Origin of the sequence: Desulfovibrio sp. SGI.102 (assembly GCF_050314315.1) — a bacterium.
Lineage (GTDB): Bacteria > Desulfobacterota > Desulfovibrionia > Desulfovibrionales > Desulfovibrionaceae > Desulfovibrio.
Genome location: NZ_JBNPNC010000033.1, coordinates 1 through 25130 on the forward strand (window position 1 = coordinate 1; position 25130 = coordinate 25130).

Annotated in this window: 15 protein-coding genes; 8 read left to right on the forward strand and 7 right to left on the reverse strand. The window is 64.9% G+C overall.

Features of this window, described 5'->3' with window-relative positions:
- Positions 1–53: 53 nt before the first annotated feature.
- Positions 54–983 (reverse strand): phosphoglycerate dehydrogenase, encoded by a 930-nt coding sequence (locus ACQRCJ_RS08240; RefSeq protein WP_303876002.1) that lies wholly within the window; start codon positions 981–983, stop codon positions 54–56.
- A gap of 288 nt (positions 984–1271) precedes the next feature.
- On the opposite strand from ACQRCJ_RS08240, the gene epsC reads away from it, so the two are divergent.
- The 8 genes from epsC (at position 1272) to ACQRCJ_RS08280 (ending at position 10816) form a co-directional block, all read left to right on the forward strand.
- Positions 1272–2183 carry a serine O-acetyltransferase EpsC gene (gene epsC / locus ACQRCJ_RS08245; protein WP_427799614.1) on the forward strand — a complete coding sequence of 304 codons (912 nt, stop codon included), beginning with the start codon at positions 1272–1274 and terminating at the stop codon, positions 2181–2183.
- Positions 2180–2326, forward strand: coding sequence for a hypothetical protein (locus ACQRCJ_RS08250; RefSeq protein WP_204675233.1), 147 nt, complete (start codon positions 2180–2182; stop codon positions 2324–2326). Before epsC ends, ACQRCJ_RS08250 begins: the two co-directional genes overlap by 4 nt.
- A 16-nt stretch (positions 2327–2342) precedes the next feature.
- Positions 2343–3596, forward strand: coding sequence for an amidohydrolase family protein (locus tag ACQRCJ_RS08255; protein ID WP_168936397.1), 1254 nt, complete (start codon positions 2343–2345; stop codon positions 3594–3596).
- A 274-nt stretch (positions 3597–3870) separates the two neighbouring features.
- On the forward strand, positions 3871–5172 hold the full coding sequence (locus tag ACQRCJ_RS08260; RefSeq protein WP_303739750.1) for an NCS2 family permease: 1302 nt from the start codon (positions 3871–3873) through the stop codon (positions 5170–5172).
- A gap of 43 nt (positions 5173–5215) precedes the next feature.
- Positions 5216–6595, forward strand: a complete 1380-nt coding sequence (locus ACQRCJ_RS08265; protein ID WP_239463950.1) for a sodium-dependent transporter — start codon at positions 5216–5218, stop codon at positions 6593–6595.
- 329 nt (positions 6596–6924) lie between these two features.
- Positions 6925–8298, forward strand: coding sequence for a sodium-dependent transporter (locus tag ACQRCJ_RS08270; protein ID WP_427799615.1), 1374 nt, complete (start codon positions 6925–6927; stop codon positions 8296–8298).
- Between the two features lie 85 nt (positions 8299–8383).
- A complete protein-coding gene (gene lepB, locus ACQRCJ_RS08275; RefSeq protein WP_168936401.1) occupies positions 8384–9004 on the forward strand; it encodes a signal peptidase I in 621 nt (206 codons plus the stop codon).
- Positions 9005–9289: 285 nt separating this feature from the next.
- A complete protein-coding gene (locus tag ACQRCJ_RS08280) occupies positions 9290–10816 on the forward strand; it encodes a YifB family Mg chelatase-like AAA ATPase (RefSeq protein ID WP_427799616.1) in 1527 nt (508 codons plus the stop codon).
- A gap of 773 nt (positions 10817–11589) precedes the next feature.
- On the opposite strand, the gene ACQRCJ_RS08285 is transcribed toward ACQRCJ_RS08280, so the two are convergent.
- The 6 genes from ACQRCJ_RS08285 to ispH form a co-directional block, all read right to left on the reverse strand.
- Positions 11590–12798: an acetate kinase gene (locus ACQRCJ_RS08285; protein ID WP_303954348.1), complete on the reverse strand. Its 1209-nt coding sequence runs from the start codon at positions 12796–12798 to the stop codon at positions 11590–11592.
- Positions 12799–12899: 101 nt separating this feature from the next.
- The gene (gene pta, locus ACQRCJ_RS08290) at positions 12900–15002 is read right to left on the reverse strand and encodes a phosphate acetyltransferase (protein WP_418735207.1); all 2103 of its coding nucleotides are present in this window, start codon (positions 15000–15002) and stop codon (positions 12900–12902) included.
- A 293-nt stretch (positions 15003–15295) separates the two neighbouring features.
- The gene (nifJ, locus tag ACQRCJ_RS08295) at positions 15296–18844 is read right to left on the reverse strand and encodes a pyruvate:ferredoxin (flavodoxin) oxidoreductase (RefSeq protein WP_168934898.1); all 3549 of its coding nucleotides are present in this window, start codon (positions 18842–18844) and stop codon (positions 15296–15298) included.
- 682 nt (positions 18845–19526) lie between these two features.
- Positions 19527–21236: an FAD-dependent oxidoreductase gene (locus tag ACQRCJ_RS08300; RefSeq protein ID WP_204626167.1), complete on the reverse strand. Its 1710-nt coding sequence runs from the start codon at positions 21234–21236 to the stop codon at positions 19527–19529.
- 189 nt (positions 21237–21425) lie between these two features.
- On the reverse strand, positions 21426–23369 hold the full coding sequence (selB, locus tag ACQRCJ_RS08305; protein WP_427799617.1) for a selenocysteine-specific translation elongation factor: 1944 nt from the start codon (positions 23367–23369) through the stop codon (positions 21426–21428).
- 470 nt (positions 23370–23839) lie between these two features.
- Entirely contained in the window at positions 23840–24691 is an 852-nt protein-coding gene (gene ispH / locus ACQRCJ_RS08310) for a 4-hydroxy-3-methylbut-2-enyl diphosphate reductase (protein ID WP_300646284.1), read from the reverse strand.
- Positions 24692–25130 lie beyond the last annotated feature (439 nt).

A 25130-nucleotide genomic window follows, 5' to 3' on the forward strand; every position in this document is an offset into this window, starting at 1 on the left:
CCAAAAAGGTTTCCCTCTCCCCCTCGCGTCATCATCCCACAAAAAGCTATCGCCTATTTCAAGCCAAGATCGCGGAGCAGGTTGCTGACGGCCATGTGGCCCATGGTGGCCACGGCGCCGCTGGTGGAGGACGAGCAGTGGGAGCCCATGACCAAGTTGTCCAAGGCGTACCAGCGGGCATCCTGCGGCGGCTCCTGTTCGAAGACGTCCAGACCGGCGCCGTAGATGCGTTTCTGCTCCAGGGCCTCCAGCAGGGCGGGGCCGTCCACCAGCTCGCCGCGAGCGGTGTTGATGAGGATGGCGGTGGGCTTCATGAGGGCCAGACGCGGGGCATCCACCAGGTGGCGGGTGCTGTCGTCGAGGCTGGTGTGCAGGCTGATGAAGTCGGCTTCGCGGAAGATGCGTTCCAGATCGGCGCGCTCCACATGGTTCTCGCTGGCCCAGGCGTCGTCCCAGACGATGTCGTGGCCCAGCACCTTCATGCCGAAGCCCGCGCCGCAGCGGCGGGCCACCCGTTTGCCGATGGCGCCCAGGCCGATGATGCCCACGGTCTTGCCGTACAGGTCGATGCCGGTGATCTTGCTCCAGTCCCGTTCACGGCAGCGGCGGTCGATGAGGGCCACCTTGCGGGCCACGCCCAGCATGAGGGCCAGGGCGTAGTCGGCCACGGCCTCGCTGTTGGCGCCCACGGTGCGGGAGACCTTGATGCCGCGGGCCTCGCAGGCGGCAAGGTCGATATTGTCCAGGCCCACGCCGTACTTGGCGATGGCCCGCAGACGGGGCGCGGCGGCCAGCACCGTGGCATCGACGGGGTCCACGCCCACGATCAGGCCGTCGCAGTCGGCCAGTTTTTCGCACATCCGGTCGGCGGAGAGGATGCCGCCGGTATCGTTGCGCACGACGTCCAGCCCCGCATCGCGGAGGATGTCGAAGAGTTCGGGATTGTTCTTGCCGAAGGATCGCGGGGTGGCGAGGACTTTCATGACGGGGCTCCTTGTAGGGAAAGGTGTGCGGTGGGGCAGGCGTTCCTTGCCCGCAGGATGCCCGGCGGAAAAGGGCCGGGCAGGCCGGGGAAGAGCCGTTCATGCCCTTCTGGATGCGCTGTGCGGGCCGAGCCGTTTTTGCGCGGGCGGCAGGGGCCTGCGTCCTGAACCTAGCCCAGCAGGCGGATTTGTCAACGTCGGACGCGGTCGCGGGCAGGTGCCCGTTTTCCTTTGCCTTGCGGGCGTCTGCCGTGTACAATGCGCGAAAAAAATGCAACGCAGGTGACTATGAGCATTCTTCAGGACAATACTTCTTCCGCCGCCATGGAGCGGCTGGGTTCCGTGGTCGACCGTCTTTGCCATCCCGAATCCCTGGACAAGGTCTGGCATTGTTCGGCCCGCGGCATGGCCATGCCTTCCCTGGACAGGCTGAACGAGATCATGGATCGCCTGCGGGCCGCCCTGTTCCCCGGCTATTTCGGGGCCGCGCGCGTCTGGCGGGAATCCATGCGCCATCATCTGGCCGCCAATCTGGACAGCGTCTACCGTCTGCTGGCCGAGCAGATCCAGCGCGGCATCTCCTTCTCCTGCAAGGGCGAGGGCGAAGGCTGCCAGAACTGTGAGCGCAACAGCCGCGAGCTGGCGCTGGCCTTCATGGACAAGCTGCCGGACATCCGCCACAAGCTGGCCGGGGATGCCCAGGCGGGCTACGAGGGCGACCCCGCGGCCACCAGCCCCGGCGAGACCATCTTCTGCTATCCCTCCATGTACACCATGGTGCATCACCGCATCGCCCATGAGCTGTACAGCCTCAAGGTGCCGCTGATCCCGCGCATCATCTCCGAGATGGCCCACTCCCGTACGGGCATCGACATCCATCCCGGGGCCACCATCGGCAACGACTTTTTCATCGACCACGGCACGGGCGTGGTCATCGGCGAGACCTGCATCATCGGCAACAGCTGCCGTCTTTACCAGGGCGTGACCCTGGGGGCGCTCTCCTTCCCCAAGAATGCCGACGGGACCCTGACCAAGGGCATCCCGCGCCATCCCATCCTGGAAGACAAGGTGACGGTCTACGCGGGCGCCACCATCCTGGGCCGCGTCACCGTGGGCCGGGGCGCGGTCATCGGCGGTAACGTCTGGATCACCGACGACGTACCTGCCGGGGCCAAGGTCACGCAGGAGCGTCCGTCATGAGGCCCGTGCGCAGGGGGCGCCTTTTCCTGCCGCTGCTCCTGCTGGCGGCGGTGATGCTGGCGGCCTGCCTGAGCGGCTGCGGCACGGAGGTCAAGGCCAAGGGACAGATGATCGGCGGCGTCTCCATGGGACGCGGCCTGTAACAGCGAGGTCGGGATCATGCGTACTCTGGTACAGGGTGGTCTTGTGGTGCGCCATGACGGCGTGCGCAGGGCCGATGTCTTGTTGGAGGACGAGCGTATCGTGGAAGTGGGCGAAGGCCTTTCCGCTTCCGGCGCCTGCGTGGTGGACGCCACGGACTGCTATGTGCTGCCCGGTGGGGTGGACGCCCAGGTGCGTCCCGCCGGTGCGGGGCTGGGCGGTCTGGCCCGGGCCGCGCTTCTGGGCGGTACCACCAGCCTGGGCGTGCTGCCGCCGTGCGACGGCTCCACGCCGGTCACGGACGGCCTGCCCCTGGATGTGGTCGTGCACGCCGATGCCGCCGGAGAACTGCCGGATGCGGCGGCCTGCGCGGCCTTTCCCGCGTCGCTGCTGACGGCTGCCGATGCCTGCACGCGCCTGCGCGGTCTCAAGAGCCAGGGCATGCTGCCTCTGGCGGCCTGCGGTCTGGAGCCCGTGGTCAGGGGCATGCGTGCCCGTCTGGAAGCCGAAGGGCAGCGGGACGTGCAGATCTGGCCGCAGGTCTTCCCGGCCTATGCCGAAGAAACGGCCGTGCGTCTGGCGCTGACCCTGGCCCATGCGGCGGAAAGCCCGCTGTGTCTGGGCCCGGTCTCGTCGGCACGCGCCCTGACGGCGCTTTCCGGCGGGCATGATTGCGGCCGTATCCATGCCTGCACGGCGCCGCGCTATCTGCTGCTGGATGCCGCCAGCTATGGCGAGGGGGCGGCCGAGGGCCTGAAGTATGTCTGCATGCCGCCCCTGCGGGCCCCGCGTGACGGGCGCCTGCTGTGGGAAGCCCTTGCCCGCGGCCTGCTGGATCATGTGGTCTCCGCCCATGACGAGGTCAGCTATGCCCGCAAGTGGGCCACCGGCCGGGAATCGGTCTTTGCCTGCCCGCAGGGCATGCCCGGCGTGGAGACGCGCCTGCCCCTGCTGTTCTCGGAAGGCGTGCGCAAAAGCCGCCTGACCCTGCCGCGCTTCGTGGATGTGGCCTGCACCACGCCTGCCGCCCTGCTGGGCCTGGGCGAACGCAAGGGCCGTCTGGAAGCCGGTTTCGACGCCGACGTGGTGGTGCTGGATCCTGTCTGCTGCCGGGAGCTGAGCGTCCGCGGCCTGCATCAGGGCGACTATACGCCCTATGAAGGCCTTGAGGTGCAGGGCTGGCCGCGCCATGTCTGGGCGCGGGGCCGCCATGTGGTCACCGAAGGTGTCTGGAGCGGCCCGGAGCAGGGCAGCACCGGCCCGGCCGCCTGAGGAACGTTTTTGCCGGCGCGGCATCCCTGAGGGGGTGCCGCGCCTTTTTTGCTTTGGCGGCGCACTTGGCAGAGCGGGCCTTGCCGGGTATAAGAACGCTTCGCACCACTGTTGCGGAGCGCAGCCGGATGCCGCGCTGCCGCAGGCCAGGGAAGATGGCCCCGGCCGGTCGGGCGCATGCCCGGGGACCGGCCCCTGGGGGCCTGTCTTTTTTGCCGGTGCGCCGGGGCCCGCACTCCCACGGCGGCGCCGCTCCGGCTCGAAAGGAGGATGTATGCTGGAAAAGATTTTTGACCTCAAGGCCAACGGGACATCAGTCCGGCAGGAATTGCGTGCCGGACTGACAAGCTTCATGGCCATGTGCTACCTGATCTTCGTGGTGCCTTCCATGCTGGCCGATGCGGGCATGCCGCGCGAGAGCGCCGTGGCCGCCGTCATCTGGGTGACCATCGCCATCACCCTGCTCATGGGCCTGTGGGCGCGCTTCCCCGTGGGCGTGGCGCCCGGTCTGGGGATCACGGCCTTTTTTGCCTATTACGTCTGTGGCCCGGCCGGCTACAGCTGGCAGACGGGCCTGGGCGCCGTCTTCATCTCCGGCGTGTTCTTCATGCTGCTGACCGTGACCCGCGTGCGGCAAATGATCATCGACGCCGTGCCCATGGACCTGAAATACGCCATCGTGGTCGGCATCGGGGCCTTCATCGCCTTCATCGGCCTCAAGAACTGCGGCATCGTGGTGGCGGACCCCTCCACCTTCGTCACCCTGGGGCCCCTGACCAAGCCCGAAGCCCTGCTGGCCCTGGGCGGCCTGGCCCTGATGGCCATGCTCATGTGCCTGCGGGTGCCCGGCTCCATGATCATCGGCATCCTGACCGTCACCGTGGCCGGTGTGCTCTGCGGCGTGACCGCCATGCCGGAGCAGGCCTTTTCCGGCTTCAGCCTGCCCCTGCCCACCGAGACCTTCATGCAGATGGACCTCAAGGGCGCTCTGCATCACGGCCTGATCTCCATCATCTTCACCCTGACCATGGTGGACCTGTTCGACAACATGGGCGTGCTCATCGGCCTGGCGCGCAAGGCCGGCTTCATGGATGAGGATGGCCACATCCGCCATCTGGACAGGGCCCTGGTGACCGACTCCATCGGTACCATGTGCAGCGCCGTGCTGGGCGCCACCACGGCCACGTCCTATCTGGAATGCGCCGCCGGTGTGGCCGAAGGCGGCCGTACCGGCCTGACGGCCGTGACCATCGCGGGCCTGTTCCTGCTGGCTCTGTTCTTCACGCCGCTGGTGGCCATGGTGCCCGCCTATGCCACGGCCCCCGTGCTGGTGCTGGTGGGCGCCCTGATGATGCAGGAAGTGGTGCAGATCAAGTTCCGCGATCTGAGCGTGGCCATCCCGGCCTTCCTGACCATCATCGCCATGCCCCTGACCTTCAATATCGCTACGGGCTTCGGCTTCGGTTTCATCAGCTTCGTGGTGCTGCGCGTCCTGACCGGGCGCTGGCGCGAGGTGAGCCCCATCATGTACATTGTTGCCATCTGCTTTGCCGCCAACTTTGCGTTGCGCGGCTAGCAGGGCTGGACCATATCAACTCTCAAAGGATCAAGGCGGAATTATGTCTGGTAACACACAGCGTGAGATGCTGGGAAGCCGTCTGGGCTTCTTGCTGCTTTCGGCGGGCTGCGCCATCGGCCTCGGGAACGTCTGGCGTTTCCCCTACATCACCGGCGCGTATGGTGGCGCCATCTTCGTGGGTATCTATCTGCTCTGCCTGTTCGCTGTGGTGCCTACCATGATCATGGAATTCGCCGTGGGCCGTGCCGCCCGCCGCAATATGGGCCTGGCCTTCCACATCCTTGAGCCCAAGGGCAGCAAGTGGCACTGGGGCGGCAAGGTGGCCCTTATCGGCAGCTACCTGCTGATGATGTTCTACACCACGGTCACGGGCTGGATGCTCTATTACTGCTGGTACATGGCCAGCGGCGCCCTGAGCGGCCTGGATGCCGCCGGTGTGGGCAAGTTCTTCGGCGCCACCCTGGGCGACCCCGTGGCCCAGGTGGTGGGCATGACCCTGGTGGTGCTCATGGGCTGCGGCGTGTGCGCCATGGGCGTGCAGAAGGGCGTGGAGCGCGTGGTCAAGCTGATGATGCTGGGCCTGCTCTTCATCCTCATGGCCCTGGTCATCCGCTCCCTGACCCTGCCCGGCGCCGAGGCTGGCGTTTCCTTCTACCTGTCGCCCGATCCCTCCAAGCTGGAGAAGACCGGCCTGTTCCCGGTCATCAACGCGGCCATGAACCAGGCTTTCTTCACCCTGTCCGTGGGCATCGGCGCCATGTGCATCTTCGGCAGCTACCAGGGCAAGGACCGCTCCCTGACCGGTGAGGCCATGTGGATCATGGGCCTGGATACCTTCGTCGCCCTGATGGCCGGCCTGATCATCTTCCCGGCCTGTTTCGCCTTTGGCGTGGAGCCCGGCTCCGGCCCCGGTCTGGTCTTCGTGACCCTGCCCAACATCTTCAACGTCATGGCCGGCGGCCAGCTGTGGGGCACGCTGTTCTTCATCTTCATGAGCTTCGCGGCCCTCTCCACGGTCATCGCCGTGTTCGAGAACATCATCTCCTACAGCGCCGACGTGTGGGGCATGGAACGCCGCCGCGCCACCTGGCTGCATGCCGTGGGCATCTGGGTCTGCTCGCTGCCCTGTGCCCTGGGCTTCAACCTGCTGGCCGACTTCCAGCCCCTGGGCGCCGGCACCTGCGTGCTGGATCTGGAAGATTTCCTCATCAGCAACAACATCCTGCCCCTGGGCGGCCTGTTCTTCCTGCTCTTCTGCTGCCTGCGCCGCGGCTGGGGCTGGGACAACTTCATCGCCGAAGTGGACCAGGGCGTGGGCATGAAGTTCCCCCGCTGGCTGCGCGGCTATGTGACCTACGTCCTGCCCTGTCTGATCATCTTCGTGTTCGTCATGGGCTACGTGGACAAGTTCTGGAAGTAGGCGGGCCCGGCGGTCCGCAAGGGCCGCTCCCGCTGTCGGGACCGTTCCCCGCGCCGCATGGCGGCCTCCGGGGGGCGGTCCTGTCATGCACGGCCCGGAGCATGAGAGCTCCGGCCGCATCCACGGATCTTAGGCCGTCCGCGGGACGGCATCATCATGTCCTGCTCCCGGAAGATGACCCGGGCAGCGTCCCCGCAGCAGCCTGACGGCTGCACGCCTCCGGCCGGGGGCGGCGCGGACCGTAAAGGGCAGGGCGCCGGGCAGAGGCCTCCGGCTCTCTTCCCGTGCACAACGACACATGCCGACCCAGCGGCCGGCAGGGAGGTTTCATGTCTCAGTCCAGAGAGATGCTGAGCAGCCGTCTGGGCTTTCTGCTGCTTTCGGCGGGCTGCGCCATCGGGCTGGGGAACGTCTGGCGCTTCCCCTATATCACCGGTGCTTACGGCGGCGCGGTCTTCGTGGGCGTCTACCTGCTCTGCCTGCTGGCCGTCCTGCCGGTGATGATCATGGAATTCGCCGTGGGCCGTGCGTCCCGCAGCAACATGGGGCGGGCCCTGAAGGTCCTGCCGCCCGAGGGCACGCGCTGGCACATCTTCAGCAAGATCCCCCTGTGGGGCAGCTACCTGCTCTCCATGTTCTACACCACGGTCACGGGCTGGATGCTGGCCTATTGCTGGCACAGCTTTTCCGGCAATCTTTCCGGTCTGGACACCGCGGGCGTGGCGTCCTTTTTCGGCAGCACCCTGGCCAGCCCCTTCGAACAGGTGCTGGGCATGACCATCGTGGTGGGCGTGGGCTGCCTGATCTGCGCCATGGGCGTGCAGAAGGGCGTGGAGCGCGTGGTCAAGGTCATCATGGTGGGCCTGCTGGCCATCCTGGTGCTGCTGGTGGTCCGCAGCCTGACCCTGCCCGGTGCGGGCGCGGGCGTGAGCTTCTATCTGGCCCCGGACGTGGAGAAGATGCAGAGCGTGGGCTGGTACGCCGTGCTCAATGCGGCCATGACCCAGGCTTTCTTCACCCTGTCGGTGGGCATCGGCAACATGACCATTTTCGGCAGCTACCAGAGCAAGGACCGCTCCCTGACCGGTGAGGCCCTGTGGATCATGAGCCTGGACACCTTCGTGGCCATCATGGCGGGCCTGATCATCTTCCCGGCCTGTTTCGCCTTCAGTGTGGCGCCCAACAGCGGCCCGGGCCTGATCTTCATCACCCTGCCCAACATCTTCAACGCCATGGACGGCGGCATCCTCTGGGGCACGCTCTTCTTCGTGTTCATGAGCTGCGCGGCGCTCTCCACGGTCATCGGCGTGTTCGAGAACATCATCTCCTACAGCGTGGACGTCAGCGGCATGCCGCGTCGCCGGGCCTGCGCCGTGCATTTCGTCTGTCTGTGGCTGGCCTCGCTGCCCTGTGCGCTGGGCTTCAACCTGCTGGCCGACTTCCAGCCTCTGGGCCCCGGCACCTGCGTGCTGGATCTGGAAGACTTCCTGCTCAGCAACAACCTGTTGCCCTTCGGCTGCCTGCTCTTCCTGCTTTTCTGCAGCTGGCGGCGCGGCTGGGGCTGGGACAACTTCGTGGCCGAGGTCAACCAGGGCCAGGGGGTGCGTTTCCCGCGCTTCATGAAGTATTATCTGCGTTACGGCCTGCCCTGCATCATCCTGCTGGTCTTCGTCATGGGCTACGTGGACAAGTTCGGCAAATAATCTCCGGGTACTTGCCCTCGGCGCCGTGCCGGGGCATAGTGCAAGGGCCGCACGCTTGGGCGGCAATCCCGAAAAAGGAAGATCCATGAGTACTCTGCTGCAGAAATCCTCCAAGAAATCGCTGATCCGTGAATACGGCGAAGCCCTGCTGGTGGCGCTGGTCCTGGCGTTCGTCATCAGGACCTTCGTGGTCCAGGCCTACAAGATCCCCTCGGAATCCATGGTCGAGACCCTGCTGGTGGGCGACCACCTGCTGGCCAGTAAGTTCGCCTACGGCATCAAGATCCCCTTCACCCACAGCTACATCTACCGTGGCGACGATCCCGCCTACGGTGACATCATCATCTTCGAATACCCCAACGATCCCTCGGTGGACTACATCAAGCGCGTCATCGGCCTGCCCGGCGACGTCATCACCGTGCGTGACAAGCGTCTTTACCGCAACGGCATGCCCGTGGAAGAAAAGTACATCCGCTACGAGCAGCCCAACATCATCGAGCCCATCCGCGACAACTTCGGGCCCGTGACCGTGCCGCCGGACAAGTACTTCGTCATGGGCGACAACCGCGACAATTCGCTGGACTCCCGCTTCTGGGGCTTTGTGGATCGCGGTGCCATCCAGGCCAAGGCCTGGCGCATCTACTGGTCCTGGGACGACAAGGACAACAGCCCGCGCTGGAGCCGTATCGGCAAGGCCGTCCGCTAGGGCGCGGGACCGGGGAGATCCTGTTGCGGGAAGAGGCATCGTACCGGCAGCGGAAGGACGCTCCTTTCCCGGCCGTGGCCTCTTTCCCGTGCATATTGCCGGAAGGGCATGACGGGTACGATCCCTGCCGTGTCCTGCGGGCTTTTTCCATAGAAGCATGATCACAGGCGCTGTCGCAGATGCGGCAGCGCTTTTTTTACAGCCGCCGTACGGGCCGGAGCGACGGTCATCCCGTACGGGGATGGCCCTTTCCGCAGAGGGGCGACGGCGGCGCGGGGGAGGAGTATGGTCATACGATTGTACGGCGCCGGTCTGGAAGGGGTGGATGCCTTCCCGGTGGATGTGGAAGTGGACCTGGTGCGTCAGGGCCTGCCCGGCTTCACGCTGGTGGGCCTGGCCGAGGCGGCCGTGCGCGAGGCCCGGGAGCGGGTCTTTTCGGCCCTGCGGGCCTGCGGTTTTCGCCTGCCGCCCTCGCGCATCACCGTGAATCTGGCCCCGGCCGGACGCCGCAAGAGCGGGACCGCCTTCGACCTGCCCCTTGCCCTGGGCCTGCTGGCGGCCAGCGGGCAGATCCCCGTGGAAGCCCTGCAGGGCCGGGTCTTTGCCGGAGAGCTTTCCCTTTCCGGTGCGCTCCGGCCGGTGCCCGGCATGCTGCCCCTGGCCATCATGGCCCGGAAGCTGGGCCTCGCTTCCGTCATCCTGCCCCCAGACAACGGCGCCGAGGCGGCTGTGGTCCGGGACGTGGCGGTCTACACGCCCGCGCATCTTTCCCAGTGCGTGGCCTTTCTGCTGGGGCGGGAAGAGCTCGAAGCCCGGCAGCCCCTGCCCGCGCCTCCGGAGGATGCCGTCCTGTCCGGCATGGACTTCGCCGAGGTCCGCGGCCAGCAGGGCGCGCGGCGTGCGCTGGAAGTGGCGGCCGCCGGTGGGCACAACCTGCTCATGATCGGCCCGCCCGGCAGCGGCAAGACCATGCTGGCCCAGCGTTTGCCCACCATCCTGCCGCCCCTGGACTTTGAAGAAGCCCTGGAAGTCACCAAGGTCTACAGCGTGGCGGGCAAGCTGGCCCCCGGTCAGGGGCTGGTGCGCGTGCGGCCCTTCCGGGCGCCGCACCATACGGTCTCGGAAGTGGCCCTGGTGGGCGGCGGCCTGCATCCCCTGCCCGGTGAGGTGAGCCTGGCCCATCGCGGCGTGCTCTTCCTCGACGAGCTGCCCGAATTTCGCAAGAACGCGCTGGAAGTGCTGCGCCAGCCCCTGGAGGACGGCCGCGTGACCATCGCCCGAGCCGGGCAGAGCCTCACCTATCCGGCCGCCTGCATGCTGGTGGCCGCCATGAATCCCTGTCCCTGCGGCTACTACGGGGACCCCGACCACGAATGCACCTGCCGCCCCGACATCCTGCACCGGTACCGCAACCGGCTGTCCGGTCCGTTGCTGGACCGTATCGACGTCCACGTGGAGGTGCCTGCCGTGCCTTATGAGGACTTGCGCGGGGGTAGCCCTGCCGAAGACTCGTCCACCATCCGAAAACGCGTCCTGGCGGCCCGTGAGCGCCAAAATGACCGCTATGCCGGTACAGCCTGTCGTTGCAATGCCGATCTGGGCGGCTTTTTGCTGGAACGCTTCTGTGCTCTCGATGCCTCCGGGCATGCGCTCATGGAACAGTCCGTACGTGCCCTGGGCCTCTCCGCCCGCGCCTACACCCGTGTGCTGCGTCTGGCCCGCACCATCGCCGACCTGGAGGGCAAGGACGCCATCGCTCCCGCCCATGTGGCCGAGGCCATCTCCCTGCGCGTGCTGGATCGCCCGCAGTAGGGGCGGAGAAGATTTGTGCGAGGGGGGCCTCCCCCTCGCGCTCCCCCTCCACGCCAAAAAACTTTATCAGGGCCTGTCCTCTGCCGGGAGGGGAAAAGAAAGTACAGGCCGCCCGGGCAGGCGAAGGGCTTTTCCCCGCACTCCAAAGTCCTTCAAAGTTCTCTTTCGCCCTCCCTTTAAAAATCGCTGCCCCGGAGCATTGAGCGAGACCTGTGGCTGTATAGGTGGCTCATGTGGCGGGATGTCTCCGTGATGCACAGCATGGTCTGGCGCGCTGTTCCCGCCGCTAGACTGCTGGGGTGTGGTATGGCGGACACCCTTTGGGCGACATTTCTGTTGTCGCTTCTCCTCCTTGCGTTTTTTTGCCCTGAACGAAGGAAGGCGCGTGGAGCGCGCCTTCCCATGAGCGGTTTTTGGGGGGAGGGGGAGTTTGAGGGGGAGGGCCCGCTTTTTACCGCAGGAAAAAGGGGCCCTCCCCCTCAAGCCAGCCAGCCCGGCAGATCATCAATAAAACAAAAACGGGCCGTCTCCTGAAGAGACGGCCCGTTTCGTATCGTGGGAGCTGTCGTTGACGCCGGGAAGCGAGGCACCGGTGCGGCGGGCACAGCTCCGAATGCGGCCTTTGTTGCCGCGCCCCGTCCCATGCTGCTCTGCTTTGAACGGAGGAAGGTGCGTAGGCGCCTTTCCAAGAGCGTCTGGGGAGGGGAGTTTGAGGAGAGGCCCGCTTGTTACCGCAGGCAAAAGGGGCCCTTCCTCCTCAACATATTCGTGCCTTAGGCCAGCACTTCCATGGTGGCCTGGGCGATCTGCAGTTCCTCGTTGGTGGGGATGATGAGGACCTTGATCTTGCTGTCGGGGGTGGAGATGGTGCGGGCACCGGGCTTGCGAGTGCCGTTTTCTTCCAGGTTCAGGCGCACGCCCAGTTCTTCCAGGCCTTCGCAGACCTTGGCGCGGACGATGTCGTCGTTTTCACCGATACCGGCGGTGAAGACCAGGGCATCGACCTTGCCGCCCAGCAGGAAGAAGTAGGCGCCCAGGGTCTTCTTGATGCTGCGGACCAGCATGTTGAGGGCCAGTTCGGCCTTCTTGTTGCCGTTCTCGATCTCCTTGTGCACGTCACGCATGTCGGTGAAGCCGCACAGGCCCAGCAGGCCGGACTTCTTGTTCATCAGGGTGTCCATTTCCTCGGGGGTCAGGCCCTTCTTTTCCATGATGAAGGGGACGATGGCCGGGTCGATGGAACCGCAGCGGGTGCCCATGATGAGGCCTTCCAGGGGGGTGAGGCCCATGCTGGTGTCAAAGCACTTGCCGTCTTTCACACAGCTCATGGAAGAGCCGTTGCCGAGGTGCATGGTGATGGAGCGCAGCTCGGACTGGGGCTTGCCCAGGTATTCGGCGGTCTTCTTGGCGATGTACTTGTGAGAGGTGCCGTGGAAGCCGTAGCGGCGGATGTGCATCTCTTCGTAGATCTCGTAGGGCAGGCCGTACATGTAGGCTTCCTGCGGCATGGCCATGCCGAATTCGGTGTCGAACACGGCCACGTTGGGCACGCCGGGGAAGAGCTTTTCGGCCACTTCGATGCCCATGAGGTTGGCGGGGTTGTGCAGGGGGCCCAGGGGGAAGCAGTCACGGATGATCTGCTTCACGTTTTCGTCCACCTTCACGGTCTCGGTGATGGATTCGCCGCCGTGCAGCACGCGGTGGCCGATGGCGTAGATCTCGCTCTTGTCCTTGATGACGCCCTTTTCAGGGTCGGTCAGCAGGGCGATGACCAGTTCCATGGCTTCCACGTGGGTGGGGAAGGCGCTTTCGCGCACGATCTTTTCTTCGTGGTCGCTGTCAGGAGCGATCTTGTGGGTCAGCTTGCCCATGCCCTGGCCGATGCGTTCGGCCAGACCGGAAGCCAGGACGGTCTCGGTGTCCATTTCCAGCAGCTGATATTTGCAGGAGGAAGAGCCAGCGTTGATAACCAGTACTTTCATGAGGATCCTCGTCAGGGGGGAATGGAGGGACGGAGCCTGGGCTCCGTCCCTGATATGGTGGTTGCGGACAGGATGCCGGGCGAGGCCGGCGCGTGTCCGTACTACTTCTGCTTTTCGGCAGCGGCCTGGATGGCGGTGATGGCCACGGTATTCACGATATCGGGCACGGTGCAGCCGCGGGACAGGTCGTTGACGGGCTTGTTGAGGCCCTGCAGGACAGGACCGATGGCCACGGCCTCAGCGGCACGCTGCACAGCCTTGTAGGTGTTGTTGCCGGTGTTGAGGTCGGGGAAGATGAAGACGGTCGCCTTGCCGGCCACCTTGCTGTTGGGCAGCTTGGTCTTGGCCACGGTGGGATCGATGGCGGCGTCGTACTGCAGGGGGCCTTCCAGGGAGAGCTCGGGAGCCTTTTCCTTGGCCAGGGCCGTGGCTTCCACCACCACATCCACGTCGGCACCCTTGCCGGACGTACCGGTGGAGTAGGAGAGCATGGCCACGCGGGGATCGATGCCGAAGACCTTGGCGGTATCGGCGGAGGCCACGGCGATCTCGGCCAGCTGCTGGGAGGTGGGGTTGGGGTTGACGGCGCAGTCACCGAAGACCAGCACGCGGTCCTTGAGGCACATCAGGAAGACCGAGGAGACCACGGAGTAGCCGGGCTTGGTCTTGATGAATTCGAAGGCGGGACGGATGGTGTGGGCGGTGGTGTTCACGGCACCGGAGACCATGCCGTCGGCGTCGTCCTTCTTGACCATCATGGTGGCGTAGTAGGTAGCGTCGCTCATGACGTCGCGGGCGCGTTCGATGGTCACGCCCTTGGCCTTGCGCAGTTCGGCATAGGTGGCGGCGTAGTCTTCGAACTTGGGCGAGGTGACGGGATCGATGATGGTGGCCTTGCTGATGTCGAGGTGCAGTTCGCGGGCCAGCTTGTTGATCTTGTCTTCATTGCCCAGCAGGATGATGTCAGCCACTTCGCGGCGCAGCAGGATGTCGGTGGCCTGCAGGATGCGGGGTTCCTCGCCTTCGGCCAGGACGATGCGCATCTTGTTGGCCTTGGCGCGCTCGATGAGGTTCAGTTCGAACATCATGGGCGTCATGCGGCCGGGTTTGGTCATGTTCAGGCGGGCGCTGATCTCCTTGCCGTTGACGTAGTGGTCATACAGGCCCAGCACGGTGTTGATCTTGCGGGTATCGGTGGGCTCGATGAGACCGTAGATCTCCTGCAGGGACATGAAGGCCTTGGAGGTGTGCTGTTCGGTCAGCAGCACGGGCAGGGGGGCACCGGTCCAGCCTTCGATGAGGCTGCTCACTTCGGCGCTGGGACGGATGCCGCCGGTCAGCAGCACGCCGGCGATGTCGGGCTTGCTGGAGGACAGGCGGGAGGCGATGGAGGCCAGCAGGATGTCGGTGCGGTCGCCGGGGGTCACGATGAGCTGGTCCTTGGCCAGGTAGTCCAGGAAGTTGTCCACGTGCATGGCGGCGATGAGGTAGTCGCCCACCAGGGCGTCGAGATGGGCCTCGCCGGAGAGCACTTCGGCGTTCAGGCCCTTCTGCAGGTCGCGCATGGTGGCGCGGCCCAGGGCAGGCTCGTCCGGGATGGCGTAGACCAGGCCGGGCTTGTCGTCAGCGGCAAAGATGTCGCTCAGGTCGTCGGCTTCGGCGCGGGTCAGGCTGGAGCGGTTGACGATGGTGGCGATGACGTCCAGGGAGTAGGGGGCCATGGAGTCGCGGGTCACCAGCAGGGAGTCGCGCACTTCTTCGGCACTCTTGCCTTCACCGCTGGTGATGAGCATCACGGGGCAGCCCAGGTTGAAGGCGATCTCGGCGTTCAGTTCGAATTCGAAGACCGGGTCCTTGCCCAGGAAGTCGGTGCCCACGCAGAGCACGAAGTCGTGCTGGCTCTGCAGTTCCTTGAACTTCTGGATGATGTTCTCGATGACCAGGTTGCGGTCGCCCTGATTGATGATGGTGCGCACTTCCTGGTAGGTGTAGGCGAAGGTGTCGCAGTAGTCCTGCTTGAGCTTGAAGTGTTCCAGCAGCAGGTTGATGTCCGGGGCGCGGTCATCCTGCTGGGGTTCATTGATGATGGGGCGGAAAATGGCCGCATCCTGCATGTTGCGGCTCAGGATGGACATGGTGCCCAGGGCGATGGTGCGCTTGCCGGTGCGCGGGCCCGTGGCGGTAAGGTATAGGGCGCGATGCATGGTTTCCTCCAGGACGGGGCGCTGGCCCCGGTGAATCGATGCCGTTATGTTTGAAGTTTCGCGAGCCGGAAACTTCCCGAGCGCGGGTTGGCTGGTGGCGCGCTGCGCGCCGCGGCCCGAGGGCCACTGCCCTTGCGGGCGGAAATATGATGTTGCGCCATGCGGGTCTGCCGTCCCGGCATGGGCGCGTCCTTGCCGGCGGGCCGGAGGACGCCGGGGCTCGACCCACGCTCCAGATAATGGGGGCGCGGCCGTTGCGGCCGCGCCCCTTCATTCATTCAGCGTATGCCGGCTTAGTTTTCGCTGCCGGGATGAGGCAGGCTGGCCAGCTGCTTGTACAGAGCGTGACGCTCGTTGTAGGCCTTGTCCAGTTCAGCCTTGAGCTGCTTGGACACTTCGGGATCCTTCTTGTCCAGAGCGGCGAAACGGGTTTCGCCGGCCAGGAAGGCCTGCAGTTCGCCGTTGGGATCCTTGGTGTAGTCCAGCTGGAAGGGATTCTTGCCTTCCTTGGCCAGTTCGGGGTTGAAGCGGTACAGGGGCCAGTAGCCGGTCTGCACGGCCAGCTTTTCTTCTTCCTGGCTCTTGCCCATGCCCTTGCGGATACCCTGGTTGATGCAGGGAGCGTAGGCGATGATCAGCGAGGGGCCCTTGTAGGCTTCGGCTTCGCGGAAGGCCTTGAGCACCTGCTGCTTGTCGGCGCCCATGGCGATGGAGGCCACGTACACATAGCCGTAGCTCATGGCCATGCGGCCCAGGTCCTTCTTGCCGATGCGCTTGCCGGCAGCGGCGAACTGAGCGATGGCGCCCAGAGGAGTGGACTTGGAGGCCTGACCGCCGGTGTTGGAGTACACTTCGGTATCCATCACCAGGACGTTGATGTCGTCGCCGGAAGCCAGAACGTGGTCCAGACCGCCGTAACCGATGTCGTAGGCCCAGCCGTCACCACCGAAGATCCACACGCTCTTCTTGGTGAAGAGGTCGCCCATATCCCACAGCTTGTGGGCCAGAGCGTGGTTGGCTTCGGACAGGCTGTCCAGGTTGTCCAGGATCTCTTCGCCGAACTTGCGGGAGCCTTCGGCGTCTTCCATGTTGTCCAGCCAGCCCTGCAGGGAGGCCTTCAGTTCGTCGTCGATGCCTTCGGTGGCCAGGGCTTCCTTGACAGCCAGGGCCAGGGCGCCGCGGCGCTGCTTGTAGCCCAGACCGATACCGCAGCCGAATTCGGCGGCGTCTTCAAAGAGGCTGTTGCCCCAGGCGGGACCGAAGCCGTCCTTGTTGGTGGTGTAGGGCGTGGTGGGGGAAGAAGCACCCCAGATGGAGGAGCAACCGGTGGCGTTGGCGATCAGCATGCGTTCGCCGAACAGCTGGGTGAGCACCTTGACGTAGGGGGTTTCACCGCAGCCGGCGCAGGCGCCGGAGAACTCATGCAGGGGCTGCTGCAGCTGGGAACCCTTGACGGTGTCGCGAGCCATCAGGTCGTCCTTGATGGAGACGTTGGCTTCGGCGAAGGCCAGGTTGGCCACCTGGGCGTCGATCTGGGTATCCAGGGGCTTCATGGTCAGGGCGCGCTTTTCAGTCTTGGTGGGGCAGACTTCCACGCAGGAGCCGCAGCCCAGGCAGTCTTCGGCGTACACCTGCATGCGGAACTTCATGCCGGTCAGTTCCTTGCCCTTGGCAGGCACGGTCACGAAGCTTTCGGGAGCGCCGGCCAGTTCTTCGTCATTGGCGACCACGGGGCGGATGGCGGCGTGGGGGCACACGAAGGAGCACTGGCAGCACTGGATGCAGTTGTCGGCCACCCATTCGGGCACGTTGATGGCCACACCGCGCTTTTCACAGGCAGCGGTGCCCAGAGGCATGATGCCGGCGGGTTCCATGGCGGACACGGGCAGCTTGTCGCCGCGCTGGGCCAGGATGGGACGCACCACACCGGCGATGTAGTCGTCGTCGCCGCAATGGCAGACTTCGGCACCTTCGGTGGCGTCAGCCCAGGATTCGGGGTACTTGATCTCGACCAGGGCGTCCATGCCCTTGTCCACGGCGGCGATGTTCATGTTGACGATCTTGTCGCCCTTCATGCCGTAGGTCTTCTTGATGGATTCCTTCAGCAGGGCCACGGCCTTGTCGAAGTCGATCACGTTGGCCAGCTTGAAGAAAGCGGTCTGCATGATCATGTTGATGCGGCCGCCCAGACCCACTTCCTGGGCCACGGCAACGGCGTCAACGTTGAAGAACTTCAGGTGCTTGCGGGCGATGGTGCGCTTCATGGAAGCAGGCAGGTGCTTTTCCATGTCTTCCAGCGACCAGTTGGAGTTCAGCACGAAGGTACCGCCGTCCTTGATGCCGTCCAGGATGTCGTACTGGGTGACATAGGCGGCCTTGTGGCAGGCGATGTAGTCCGCCTGGGTGATGAGGTAGGAAGACTGGATGGGGCTCTTGCCGAAGCGCAGGTGGGACACGGTGAAGCCACCGGACTTCTTGGAGTCGTAAGCGAAGTAGGCCTGAGCGTACATGTCGGTGTTGTCACCGATGATCTTGACGGCCTGCTTGTTGGCACCCACGGTACCGTCGGCGCCCAGACCGAAGAACTTGCACTGCACGGTGCCGGCGGGCACGGTGTCGATCTCTTCTTCAACGTCGAGGCTCAGGTTGGTCACGTCGTCGTGGATGCCCACGGTGAAGTGGTTCTTGGGAGCCAGGCCCAGCATGTTGTCGAACACGGCCTTGGCCATGCCGGGGGTGAAGTCCTTGGAGCCCAGACCGTAACGGCCGCCCACGATGGTGGGAGCTTCGCCCTTTTCCATGAAGGCAGTGCACACGTCCTGGTACAGGGGCTCGCCCAGGGAACCGGGTTCCTTGGTGCGGTCGAGGACGGTGATGGTGGTGGCGGTGGCGGGGATGGCCTGCAGCAGGTGTTCGGCCGAGAAGGGACGGAACAGATGCACTTTCACCAGACCCACGCGCTGGCCGCGTTCGTTCAGGTAGTTGACGGTTTCCTGGATGACTTCACAGGAGGAGCCCATGCTGATGATCACGCGGTCGGCTTCGGGATGGCCCACGTAGTCGAACAGGCGATGCTTGCGGCCGGTGATGGCGGCCACTTTCTTCATGTTTTCCAGCACGATGCCGGGCACGGCGTCATAGTACAGGTTGCTGGCTTCGCGGTTCTGGAAGAAGATGTCGGGGTTCTGGGCGGTGCCGCGGATATGGGGATGTTCCGGGTTCATGGCATTGGCGCGGAACTCTTCGACCTTGTCCCAGGGAACCAGCTTGCGGATGTCTTCGTAATCGATGGTCTCGATCTTCTGCACTTCGTGAGAGGTACGGAAACCGTCGAAGAAGTGGCAGAAGGGCACGCTGGCGTCAAGGGCGGACAGGTGGGCGACCAGGGCCATGTCCATGCATTCCTGCACCGAAGAGGAGCAGAGGAAGGCAAAACCGGTCTGGCGGCAGGCCATGACGTCCTGATGGTCACCGAAGATGGACAGAGCGTGGGAAGCCAGGGCACGGGCCGAAACATGGAAGACGCCGGGCAGCAGTTCGCCGGCGATCTTGTACATGTTGGGGATCATGAGCAGCAGGCCCTGGGAAGCGGTGTAGGTGCTGGTCAGAGAACCGGCAGCCAGCATACCGTGCACGGCACCGGCGGCACCGGCTTCGGACTGCATTTCACGCACGGTCACGGTCTGGCCCATCAGGTTCTTGCAACCCTTGGCAGCCATTTCGTCCATGACTTCGCCCATGACGGACGAAGGGGTAATGGGGTAAATGGCAGCCGTGTCCGACAGAGCGTAGGCAATATACGCGGTGGCGTTATTGCCGTCCATGGTTTTCATTTTCGCCATCTGTTCCTCCTTGCGCGTCTATCTTGGCGCGCATGTTTTTCCGGAATGGACACACCGGCAAGCGGTGGTCTTGTGCAAACAGAGAGGATCCATCGCATCATGCCGTGGCATGAGGCCGGAGCGGCCCGGGCGGAAGAAGCCCGAAAAAACGGCCGGGACCGTGCCTGTTCGCAATGGATGAGCCCTACCACAAAATTGTTTGTTTGAACAGTCTAATGTGGGCAGGCTGTGAAAAAAAATGCACAAGCATTTTTGCAAGAGAAACAAAGGAGTTAGAAAGATATTGAGCCGCTGCGGCCCCGCAGGACGCGTGACCGGCGCCTTTGTCTCTCTTCAGGCTGCCTACTAAAAAGGGCGACAAAAGGCAATAACGGAAAATACCATGAAATATGTCATGTGATCATAGCCCGCAAAACGGCGCTGCGCAAGGCTTTGGAGGTCCTCCCGGCAGGGCTTGGGAAGGGGCGGTGCCCTGCCGGTCATGGCACCTTGCTGCGGCAGGCTGCTGACCGGGAAAGCGCAGGGAAGGGAGGCGGGCGAAGAGGCCGTTCCCCGGCCTTCAGGGGCGGTCGGCCGGGTGCCCGGGGCGACTGCCGCCGTGCCGGACAGGGGCCCGCCGGCAGGCCATGAAAAAAGGGGCCCCCTGACGGGCGCCCCTTGAACAGGTCACAAGGACAAACAGCTAGATCTTGCCGCCGGTCTTGAGCACGGCCTGCATGCCGCCGGCGGCGTTGACCACGTCGGTGATGCCGTTGCGGGCCAGGATCAGCACGCTGTCATAGGCGCGCAGACCGGTGTTGCAGATGATGGCCACAGGACGGTCCTTGGGCACTTCGTTGACCCGGCTGGGCATCTCTTCCAGAGAGATGGAGTGCCATTCGGGATGGACGGCCTGCACGGCCTGACCGGCCTTGGCGGGACGGGCGTCGATGAAGAAGATGTTGTTCTCGGCGCGCTTTTCCCACAGCGCCATGAACTCTTCGGAGGTGATGGGCTTCACACGGCCGGCCAGCACGTTGTCGGCCACGTTGGCCACCACGTTGACCACGTCCATGGCGGAGGCGAAAGGCGGCGCGTAGGAGATCTCCAGGTTGGAGATGTCTTCCACGGTGGGCTTGCCATACTGCAGCACGGCGGCCACGGCGTCGATGCGGGCCTTGAGGGCGTCACCGGCGGTGCAGGCGCCCTGGATGCCCAGCACGCGGCGGTCGCTCTTGTCCACCACCAGTTCCAGGCTCATCATGTTCTTTTCGGGATAGAAGTGGGCGCGGTCCAGCTGTTCCACGGCCACGGAGATGGCGTCATAGCCTTCCTTGCGGGCGCGTTCCACAGTGAGGCCGGCGCCGCAGAAGGACATGTCGAACAGTTTCACGGCCCAGGTGCCCACGAAGCCGGGGAAGCTGGCATCGCCGCCGGCCAGGTTGGTGCCGATGACGCGGCCCTGGCGGTTAGCCATGCTGCCCAGGGGCAGGTAGCCCAGCTTGCCGGTGATGAGGTTCTTGATGGCCACGCAGTCGCCGCCGGCATAGATGTCGGGGTCGCTGGTCTGCATCTTTTCATTGACCACGATGGCGCCGAAGGGGGCCACTTCCAGACCGGCATCCTTGGCCAGCTGGCCGTTGGGCAGGAAACCGGCGGCAAAGATCACCAGCTGGGCGGGCAGTTCGCGCTTGTCGGTGATGACCTTGCACACGGCGCCGTCCTTGCCTTCCAGCTTGACGACCTTTTCAGAGGTGTAGACGGACAGGCCGTGGGCCTCGCAGTCGTGGGCGGCCATCTTGCCCATGTTGTGGGAGAGCACGCCGGGCAGCATCTGGTCCATCATTTCCACCACGCTGACCTTGACGCCCCACATGTCGGACAGGGCCACGGCAGCTTCCAGACCGATGAAACCGCCGCCCACGATGACGGCCTCGTTGACCTGGCCGTGTTCGCAGGCTTTGCGGATGACGTCGGCGGCTTCCAGACGGGTGAGGGTCAGGACGTTCTTCAGGTCGTGACCTTCCACCGGAGGCATGCGCGGGGTGGCACCGGTGGCCAGCACCAGCTTGTCGTAGGGCAGCTTTTCTTCCTCGCCGGTGACCACGTTGCGCACCAGCAGGGTCTTGGCGGCGCGGTCGATGGCCATGGCGCGGGTCTGGTTGCGCACGGTGATGCCTTTCATGGTACGGAAGAATTCGGGGTCACGCACGGTGTGGTAGGGCGTGGCGCGCAGGTCGTCGAGGTTGTTGACCTCGCCGGACACATAATAGGGGATGCCGCAGCCGCCGTAGGAGATGAAGAGGTTTTCATCCACCAGGGTGATCTCGGCGTCGGGCATCAGGCGCTTGCAGCGGCAGGCAGCCTTGGGACCCAGGGCAACGCCGCCGATAACCAGGATTTTCTGTGCCATGATAGACTCTCCTTGTAGAGCATTTGGCGTTTGAAACGCCGGGCGTCTCAAACTTTGTGCCGTCCGGGGACGAGGTCTCTCGCCCGGACACGGGCGGCCGCGGGCGCGGTCGCCGGAGCATGACGCTGTTGTTGGTCGGGCCTCGGGCGGCGACCCTGCGGTCACCGGACGGGGACAGGATACCTGTCCCTAGCGGCCCCGATACTGCCGGGCGTCTCCCACCCGGACGGTGATCTTTTCCCTGTCCATGAACTCCAGCAGGGCGATGAGGTACTTGCGCGAAAGGCCCAGGATCTCCTTGAGGCCGCCCACGTCCAGATCCTCATGGTCGCTGAACCACAGGCGCACCTTGTCCAGGATCTCTTCCACGGCCTCGTTGCCGTAGTAGAGGCCGTCCTTGACGCGCACCAGCTTCTTCTGTTCGCACAGCAGGCGCAGGACGGGCGCCGCCTCCTTGCTGCTCACGCCCAGCTCCTCGAGCACGTCCTTGAGGTTGGGCGGGGTCAGGCCCGCGCTGGTGTGGGCCTCCAGCAGCTTGCGGCTCAGGCCCTCCTGGTCGGAAGCCAGCGTGATCTTGTGGCTGGCCAGGCGCAGGCCGTCGCCTTCGGCCACCAGCAGGCCCTTTTTCTGGGCCGCTTCCAGCACGCGCGCCACCAGACGCTGGGGCAGCTTGTCGCTCCAGCCGGCGCACAGGGCGCCGCTGGGCAGCGAGGGCTTGAGCGGGTTCTTGGCGTGCAGGGCGGCGGCCCTGTCCAGGCAGGCGCGGATCAGGGCCTCGAAATGCAGGCTGGCGATCCACATGCGGCCTTCCTTGTGCCAGCAGATGGCCTCGCCCTGGGAAGACAGCTGGACCAGCTGCTTCTGCAGGGCCGCGGCGCTCTGGCCGGTGAGGGCCTGCAGCTGGCTGTGGCTGGCGCCCGCGCTGCCGCTGAGGCTCAGGGCCGCCCTGGTGAGGTCGAGGCCGGAGTGGGCCGTGATGTATTCGGGTGCGGCCAGTTCGGGCAGACGGGCCAGCAGGTCGAGCTTGTTCGGGAAATCCGGGTCCTTGCGGCGCAGCAGGGGCGGCAGGGGGCTGACGATGGTGCCGCCGGCCACGGTGCGCAGGGGCGAGTAGGCGCGCAGCACGCAATGGTCGCCGAACACGCCCACCATATCGCTGGAGAAGCGCAGTTCGGCCAGGCAGGAATCGCCGGGGGCCAGGCGGTCACGGTCGAAGAAGACCACCCGGGCCGCGCATTCCTGCGTGGCGTGGTGGAAGTGGACCTCGGTACGCTGGCGCAGGGGCCGCGGCGCGGACTTGAGGCACTGCAGACGCACCAGCCAGCGGCGGGAGGGGAAAAGGGTGTCGGGACGGCAGAGGGTGTTGCCGCGATGGATGTCCGTCACTTCCAGGCCCTGCACGTTGACGGCGCAGCGCTCGCCGGCGCGGACCATCTCCACGCTGCTGCCGTGGCGCTGCAGGCTGCGGGCGCGGGTGGGCAGGGCGCCGGGCATGAAGCAGAGTTCGTCCCCTTCGCTGACCGCGCCGGAAATGACCGTGCCCGTGATGACCGTGCCGTGCCCCTTGAGGGTGAACACGCGGTCCACCGGCAGGCGGAAGATGTCGGAGCCGTGCCGGGGCGGCAGGCTGCTGGCGCAGGCCAGGATATGTTCGCGCAGGGCCGGGATGCCCTGGCCCGTGCTGGACGAGACGGGGAAGATGGGGGCGCCTTCCAGAAAAGTGCCCTGCAGGAAGGTGCGCACGTCTTCCTGGACCAGTTCCAGCCAGTCCGCGTCCACCATGTCCACCTTGGTCAGGGCCACGAAACCGTGCCGGATGCCCAGCAGGGAGCAGATCTCCAGATGTTCGCGGGTCTGGGGCATGACGCCTTCGTCGGCGGCGATGACCAGCATGACGAAGTCCACACCGGCGGCACCGGCCACCATGTTTTTGACGAAGCGTTCATGGCCGGGCACGTCCACGATGCCCAGACGCTCGCCACCCGGCATGGGGACCCAGGCGAAGCCCAGTTCGATGGTGATGCCGCGCCGCTTCTCTTCTTCCAGACGGTCACAGTCGATGCCCGTCAGCGCGCGGACCAGAGATGTCTTGCCGTGGTCGATGTGACCGGCGGTACCCAGGATCAGAGCCATTCTACCCCCAGAAAAAACACAGGAGCCCCGCCGGAAACGCCTTGCGGCGGCCCGGTGAGGGGGACTGTCCCGTGTACGGAACTGGTTTTCAGTGTACGCCAGAGAGCGGGGCTTTGCAAACGGCTGCGGCGGACGACCGGAGAAGTTTCAGGCCTCCAGTACTCTGGTGAAAAATATCACAATTAGAGCCATAGTACGATTTTGTTCAAAAATAATCATCAAATACAGATCATTATGAACAGCGTCCTGGCTATGCCCTGTTTACCGGAGAACGAGTGCCGCCGGCAAACAAATACAAGAAAAAAATAAGGGGAATGTCCGAAGGGCCCTGGCGGGGGCAGGAAGGGCAGCTCCGCAAGGGCCGGGGACGGAAGAAAAGTTTTTTTGCCGTCCGTTCCGTACGGCAAAGCCTTTTGTTCACAAGGCTGCACGGTCTGCGGGGCACACAGCGGTGCCCCGCGGAAGTCCCGTTAATCCGGCAACTGCTCCAGCCATTGCTGGGTGGCGTCGATGAGCTTGCGGGGCGTGGAAGCCCCGGCGGTGAGGCCCACGCGCCCCTTGCCGGCAAAGTCTTCGGCCCGCAGTTCTTCGGCCTGTTCGATATGATAGGTGCTGATGCCGCTCTGGGCCGCCAGATCGGCCAGACGGCGGGTGTTGCCGCTCTGGCGGCCGCCCACCACCACCATGGCATCCACCTGGGCAGCGATGCTGCGGGCCTCTTCCTGGCGTTCGCGGGTGGCATCACAGATGGTGGCCAGCACCTTGAGCCGGGGCAGGCGGTCGCGCAGTTCCTTTTCCAGCTGTTCGAAGACGGAGCGGTCCTGGGTGGTCTGGGAGGCCAGCACATAAGAACGTTCCGGGTCCACATGCAGGGCGGCCAGTTCGTCACGGCTGCCGAACACATGGGCCGGTCCGTGGGCATAGGAGACAAGGCCGCGCACTTCGGGATGGTCGGCCTCACCGAAAAGCAGCAGCTCCTCGCCGTCACGGGTGGCACGTTCGATGGCCAGCTGGGCGCGCTTGACCTTGGGGCAGGTGGCGTCCACCACGTCGGCGCCGGTGGCGCGGACGGCCTCCTCCACCTGACGGGTGATGCCGTGGGCGCGGATGAGGACCCTGTCCGTGGCGTTGAGCTGGGAAGGATCCTGGGCGCAGAAGACCCCCAGGGCCTCATAGTCGGCCAGGACCTGCGGGTTGTGGATGATGGGGCCCAGAGTGCAGGTGCGGCCTTCGCAGGGCTGTTCCAGAGCGGTATCCAGTTTTTGCAGGGCCAGGCCGACCCCCATGCAGAAACCGGCGGTCTTGGCGCGGATGACGTCCATAGTTCTCTCCCGGAAAAGATTCTTTGCGGCAGTGTTCCGTGAGAGGGAGGCCCTGTCAAGGGGAAGGGGCGCTCGCGCTGTGCGGGAATCGCCGCCGGATGGCGGATGCTGCCTGGCATCCGGGCGGGTCCGCCTGCGCGGCACGGCACCTTCGGCACACACCGTCCTATCGACACGCTCGATATACGGGAAAGGGGCAGAGCCTGTGAGCAGGTGCGTCTGTGATTGCACGGGGATACAGGACGCCTGCCTGTGGGGGACGGGGCAGGCAGGGGAAATCCCGTCCGGCAGGCGGCGGATGGCTCCCCGGCTGGAGAGGAGATGAAGAAGGCTGTCCAGGAAGGCAAAGGAAAGCGCGGGGGAGAGAAGACCGGAACTCCCCGTCGAGCGTCCTGTGCGGAGCACGGGACGCCGTGAGCGGTTTTTGAAGGATGGGGGA

Coding starts and splice junctions, on each gene's coding strand:
- ACQRCJ_RS08240 (WP_303876002.1), bottom strand. CDS start 983: ATGAAAGTCCTCGCCACCCCGCGATCCTTCGGCAAGAACAATCCCGAA.
- ACQRCJ_RS08270 (WP_427799615.1), top strand. CDS start 6,925: ATGTCTCAGTCCAGAGAGATGCTGAGCAGCCGTCTGGGCTTTCTGCTG.
- selB (WP_427799617.1), bottom strand. CDS start 23,369: ATGGCTCTGATCCTGGGTACCGCCGGTCACATCGACCACGGCAAGACA.
- ACQRCJ_RS08285 (WP_303954348.1), bottom strand. CDS start 12,798: ATGAAAGTACTGGTTATCAACGCTGGCTCTTCCTCCTGCAAATATCAG.
- ispH (WP_300646284.1), bottom strand. CDS start 24,691: ATGGACGTCATCCGCGCCAAGACCGCCGGTTTCTGCATGGGGGTCGGC.
- ACQRCJ_RS08260 (WP_303739750.1), top strand. CDS start 3,871: ATGCTGGAAAAGATTTTTGACCTCAAGGCCAACGGGACATCAGTCCGG.
- nifJ (WP_168934898.1), bottom strand. CDS start 18,844: ATGGCGAAAATGAAAACCATGGACGGCAATAACGCCACCGCGTATATT.
- lepB (WP_168936401.1), top strand. CDS start 8,384: ATGAGTACTCTGCTGCAGAAATCCTCCAAGAAATCGCTGATCCGTGAA.
- pta (WP_418735207.1), bottom strand. CDS start 15,002: ATGCATCGCGCCCTATACCTTACCGCCACGGGCCCGCGCACCGGCAAG.
- ACQRCJ_RS08280 (WP_427799616.1), top strand. CDS start 9,290: ATGGTCATACGATTGTACGGCGCCGGTCTGGAAGGGGTGGATGCCTTC.
- ACQRCJ_RS08300 (WP_204626167.1), bottom strand. CDS start 21,236: ATGGCACAGAAAATCCTGGTTATCGGCGGCGTTGCCCTGGGTCCCAAG.
- epsC (WP_427799614.1), top strand. CDS start 1,272: ATGAGCATTCTTCAGGACAATACTTCTTCCGCCGCCATGGAGCGGCTG.
- ACQRCJ_RS08250 (WP_204675233.1), top strand. CDS start 2,180: ATGAGGCCCGTGCGCAGGGGGCGCCTTTTCCTGCCGCTGCTCCTGCTG.
- ACQRCJ_RS08265 (WP_239463950.1), top strand. CDS start 5,216: ATGTCTGGTAACACACAGCGTGAGATGCTGGGAAGCCGTCTGGGCTTC.
- ACQRCJ_RS08255 (WP_168936397.1), top strand. CDS start 2,343: ATGCGTACTCTGGTACAGGGTGGTCTTGTGGTGCGCCATGACGGCGTG.